Annotated in this window: 5 protein-coding genes; 3 read left to right on the forward strand and 2 right to left on the reverse strand. The window is 75.2% G+C overall.

All coding sequences use genetic code 11. The features are described from left to right. Positions 1-27 precede the first annotated feature (27 nt). Positions 28-789: a GntR family transcriptional regulator gene (locus AOK00_RS26415; protein ID WP_055602759.1), complete on the reverse strand. Its 762-nt coding sequence runs from the start codon at positions 787-789 to the stop codon at positions 28-30. 245 nt (positions 790-1,034) lie between these two features. Between AOK00_RS26415 and AOK00_RS26420 the strand changes: the two genes are divergently transcribed. Together AOK00_RS26420 and AOK00_RS26425 are read left to right on the forward strand one after the other, a co-directional pair. Then, entirely contained in the window at positions 1,035-1,286 is a 252-nt protein-coding gene (locus AOK00_RS26420; RefSeq protein WP_055602760.1) for a hypothetical protein, read from the forward strand. Further along, a complete protein-coding gene (locus AOK00_RS26425) occupies positions 1,283-1,633 on the forward strand; it encodes a hypothetical protein (protein ID WP_055602761.1) in 351 nt (116 codons plus the stop codon). The genes AOK00_RS26420 and AOK00_RS26425 overlap by 4 nt, the downstream gene beginning before the upstream one ends. Positions 1,634-1,768: 135 nt before the next feature. Here AOK00_RS26425 and AOK00_RS26430 read toward each other — a convergent pair whose 3' ends face one another. Next, the gene (locus AOK00_RS26430) at positions 1,769-2,101 is read right to left on the reverse strand and encodes a DUF6204 family protein (protein ID WP_055602762.1); all 333 of its coding nucleotides are present in this window, start codon (positions 2,099-2,101) and stop codon (positions 1,769-1,771) included. A 183-nt stretch (positions 2,102-2,284) separates the two neighbouring features. Between AOK00_RS26430 and AOK00_RS26435 the strand changes: the two genes are divergently transcribed. After that, the gene (locus AOK00_RS26435; protein ID WP_055602763.1) at positions 2,285-4,333 is read left to right on the forward strand and encodes a DUF5107 domain-containing protein; all 2,049 of its coding nucleotides are present in this window, start codon (positions 2,285-2,287) and stop codon (positions 4,331-4,333) included. Positions 4,334-4,575 lie beyond the last annotated feature (242 nt).

Here is a 4,575-nt window from a genome sequence, read left to right on the forward strand (position 1 = left end):
CGCCGACGGACCGGGGCCGGACAGGGCCTAGTGCGACTGCAGGACGGGCAGCGCCGGGGCGCCCGTCGGGAGCATGTGCTTGGCGGCCAGGACCGGGGTCTCGCCCACCCGTACGACCTGGGTGACCAGCACGGCCGGGGTGTCCGCGGGCCGCCCCAGCTGGTCCCCCCGTCGCCGCCCGAGCAGCGTCGCCGTGATGCCGCTGTGCGCGGTGAGCGCGGTCTCCCGCGAGGCCCCGAGCAGGACCGAGAGCATGGAGACGGCGGCCCCGCGCGCGGTGCGCTCCTCCGTCGCCCGCAGCGCCCGGGCGAACTCCGGGTGCACCCGGTCGAGCAGCTCGTCGGCCGCCGCCCACTCGTGGCTCAGCGCCGCCGCCGTACCCTCCCCGGCCAGCACGGATTCCCAGAACCGCAGCTCCGCGCGGGCCGGGGCGAGCAGGTGCTGGGTGGTGAAGTCGGTCGGTTCCTCGACCGTCCGCAGCAGCGCCCGCACCCGCAGCGGCGTGCCCGCGCCGATCAGCTCCTCCAGCGGCTGGACGTGCTCGAACCCGCGCCGGGGCGGCCGGTCGTTGACCGTCCGGCCCACTCCGCGGCGTACAGTCAGCAGACCGTCCTCCTGGAGCAGCAGCAGCGCCTCGCGCAGGGCGGGCCGGCTCACGCCCAGTTCGGCGGCGAGCTTCGGCTCCGAGGGGAGCGTCGAGCCCGGCGGGTAGGTGCCGTCGTGGACGGCGTCCGCGATCCGCTCGTAGAGCGCCACGACCGGTCGCCGCCGCTGTCCGCTGACCGCCACGGCCGCTCCTCGTCTCGATTCCGGTGGGTCCCGTGGGCACCGTGGTCCCAGGGGTGCCGGTGGTTCTGGTGGGTCCCGTGCCCCCGGTTCCGACGGTGTCCGGGACCACGGTAGTCGGCCCACGTTGTCTGACAAGTCACCCGTACGGCTCTCCTCGCCGTCACGGTGAGGCTCCGCTCACCTCATTCTGGTCCCACGGCTGCGGCCGGGTACGACCGACGGCACGACGGAGGAGAGGGCCGGGCATGAGTCCGCAGGAGACGTCACGGACATCGGGCGGGGGCGGGTCCCGGTTCACCGGCGCCCTCACCCCGGGCCGGATCGGGACGGCCGCGCTCGCCGTCGTCACGGTGGTCCTCAACCTCCAGAACATCCGGGAGGCCACGGTCCGGCCCCTGGTCCCCGAGGTGTCCATGCCGCTCCGTCCGGCCCTGCTGGCGACCGCGCTGATCGGCGCCGCCTGCGGGTGCTGCGTCGCGGCCCGGAGGCAGAAGTGAAGCGGCGGGCCGTCGTGGGGGCGGGCGCCGTCCTCGCGCTCGCGGCCGTCGCCGTCACCTCGACGGAGGAGGCCGCCGTGGCCGACGACGGCACCGGGACCCGCCCGGTGCCCGACTTCCTCGGCCGCGGCCTGTGGCGGGTCTTCACCCGGCTGGACCGCCGCACCCGGCTCGACGTCCACGACGTGAGCGGGCGGGACCGGCGGGTGATCTGGCCGCCGCGATGGCGGGTCGTCACGCAGTACCCGGCGGCGGGGACGGGCCTCGACCGTCGCACCACCGTCATGATCGGAGTCGTACGGAAGGGGGAGAGCTGCCCGCCCCGGGTGCGCATGGCGCGACGCTGAGGGCCCGGCACCGCCGAGCGCCCCCACGGCCGACGGCCGCGGCCAGGGGGCACCGCCGAGCGCGCCCACGGCCGAACGGCACGGCCCGGGGACGATCCGGCGCCCGGCCCGTCCGCCGCGCCCCTCCGACTCGGTTCAGCGCTTGTAGTTGATCTTCATCGTGTCGAGGTCCGTCACCTTCGACCGCAGCCCCTTGTACCCGTGGCCGAGCTCCCCGAGCGCGGTCTCCACCCGCTCCTCCGCGAGCGCGCCCGCCATCTCGTCGCCGTCCTCCGCGTCGGAGACGACGACCAGGCGGTACGAGAAGTGCTTCAGCGTCCGGTCGTAGGCCAGCGAGCCCTCCTCCGTGAACTGCATCGCGGTCAGCCCGTGCGCGTCCACCTCGGCGAGCAGCCGGGCCCGGCTCTCCTCCGACAGACCGTCGAACGTGCCCCGCACGATGACCCGGTAGGTGTGCTGCGTGCCCATTCCTCGTACTCCCTGTGCCCTGGTGCTCCGGCCCCGCCCGACGGCGTGCCGACCCGCCACACTACGGCGGCGGCCGTCCGGTCCGCCGGGAATTTCCGGTCGCCCCCCGCACCTCGGCATCGCCTGCGGCACGACGGCGAGAACCCCTGGTCAGTAAGGCCTCCGGGCGTGTTCCATGGGGCGATGACGACCGTACGACGTGCCGTACTGACGCTGCCCGCCGCCCCCTTGGGCCCGGACAACCCTCTTCCCGCACTACGGGCCCCCGCCGGCGCCGGGGCGCACGCGGTCGACCCGCGGACCCTCGCGGAACTCCCGCGCGACATGGCCAGGGGCATCGGCCGGGACCCGCTGCGCAGTCTGCTCCCCGCTCCCGTGCGCGACGGCTACGGCCGCGAGCGCACACCCGCGGACCTCGACACGATCGTGATCGAGAACGACCGGCTCCGGGTGACCGTGCTGCCCGGTCTCGGCGGCCGCGTCCACTCCCTCCACCACAAGCCCACCGGACGCGAACTCCTCTACCGCAACCCGGTGTTCCAGCCGGCCGCGTTCGCCCTCAACGGCGCCTGGTTCTCCGGCGGCGTCGAATGGAACATCGGGGCCACCGGCCACACCACCCTCTCCTGCTCGCCCCTCCACGCCGCGGTCGTCCGCGCGCCCGACGGCGGGCCGATGCTCCGGCTCTGGGAGTGGGAGCGACTGCGCGACCTGCCCTTCCAGGTCGACCTCTGGCTCCCGGAGGGCTCCGACTTCCTGTACGTCGGGGTCCGGATACGCAACCCCCACGAGCGCACCGCCCCCGTCTACTGGTGGTCCAACATCGCGGTCCCCGAGGACCGCCGCGTCCTCGCGCCCGCCGACGCCGCCTGGCACCACGGTGACGAACGCGGCCTGAGCCGGGTCCCCGTACCGGTCACCGAGGACGGCACCGACCGCACGTACCCGCTGAACAGCACGCACGCCGCCGACTGGTTCTACGACCTGCCCGACGGGCAGCGCCGCTGGATCGCCGCCCTCGACGCGGACGGCACCGGACTCGTCCAGACGTCCACCGACCCGCTGCGCGGCCGCAAGCTCTTCGTATGGGGCACCGGGCGCGGCGGCCGGCGCTGGCAGGAATGGCTGACGGAACCCGGCACCCCCGGCTACGCCGAGATCCAGGCCGGGCTCGCCCGCACCCAGCTGGAACACCTGGAGCTCGCGGGCGGCGAGGAGTTCAGCTGGCTCGAGGCGTACGGTCCGCTCGCCGCCGACCCCGCGACGGCGCTCGGCGACGACTGGACCGCCGCGCGCGCCGACGTCGAGGGCAGCCTGTCCGGCGCACTGCCCCGCGCCGCCGTCGACGCCGCGTACACGGCCTGGCGGGAGGGGGCGGCCGACCTCGCGCCGGAGGAGGTCCTCGCGGCCGGATCCGGCTGGGGAGCGCTCGAAGTCCTGCGTGGGGGATACGAGTTGCCCGGTACGCCGTTCCCGGAGTCGACGCTCGGACCCGAACAGGAGCCCTGGCGGGAACTGCTCCGCACCGGCGCCCTGCCCCCTCCGGCGAAGAGCGCGGCACCCCTGATCGCACCGCTGGTCGCGTCCCCCTGGCGGGACATGCTGGAGACCGCCCCCGCCGACCCCACCACCGAGTACCAGCTCGGCATCGCCCAGTGGCACGCCGGTGACCGGGCCCAGGCGGTACGGAGCTGGGAGCGGGGACTCAAGGAGGCGACCACGCGCTGGCCCCTGCTGTACTGCCTGGCCGTCGCCGACCGGGAGGACGGCCACCCGGAACGGGCCGCCGAGCACTTCACGGACGCCTTCACCGACCACGAGGCGACGGAAGGCGGCGCGGAGTCCTCCACCGGCCACGGGGCTGCGGGGTCCGGCGCCGGTCGCCACGGGGTTACGGAGTCCGGCGCCGGTCGCGAAGAGGCGCGGGCCCTGGTCGCCGCCGCCCTCGGCCGCGAGGCGCTCGACGCCCTCCTCGCCGTCGACCGGCCCGACCGGGCCCGGGCCCTCTGGCACCGGCTGCCGGATGCCGCCCGGCGGCGCGGGGCCTTCCGGGTGCTCGAAATCCGGCTGCTGCTCGCCGAGGGCCGGCCGGACGAGGCGCGGGCCGTCTTCGACGCGGGCTTCGAGGTCGCGGACCTGAGCGAGGGCGCCGAGGTCCTGGGCGAGCTCTGGGCGCGGATCACCGACGAACTCCTGCCGGACACCTATGAGTTCAGGATACGACCGAGCTGACGCCAGGGGGTGGTCCGGGGGGCGCGGTCGCTACCCTGGAGAGGGCGGAGACCATGGGGGACCGGAGGTCCGGGGATGGCGGCGTGGGCGACACAGGAATGCCGGTGCGGCCATCCGCGCTTCCGGCACGGGGAACCACGGTTCTCGGGATGCTGTGACGCCTGCCTCTGCGGTTCCTTCGAACTGCCCCCGGCTCCCGCCCTCGCGGACGAGCCCGCCCCGTCCCCGGAGCGGGACCGCAC

The sequence above is a fragment of the Streptomyces aureus genome (genome assembly GCF_001418135.1).
GTDB lineage: Bacteria > Actinomycetota > Actinomycetes > Streptomycetales > Streptomycetaceae > Streptomyces > Streptomyces aureus_A.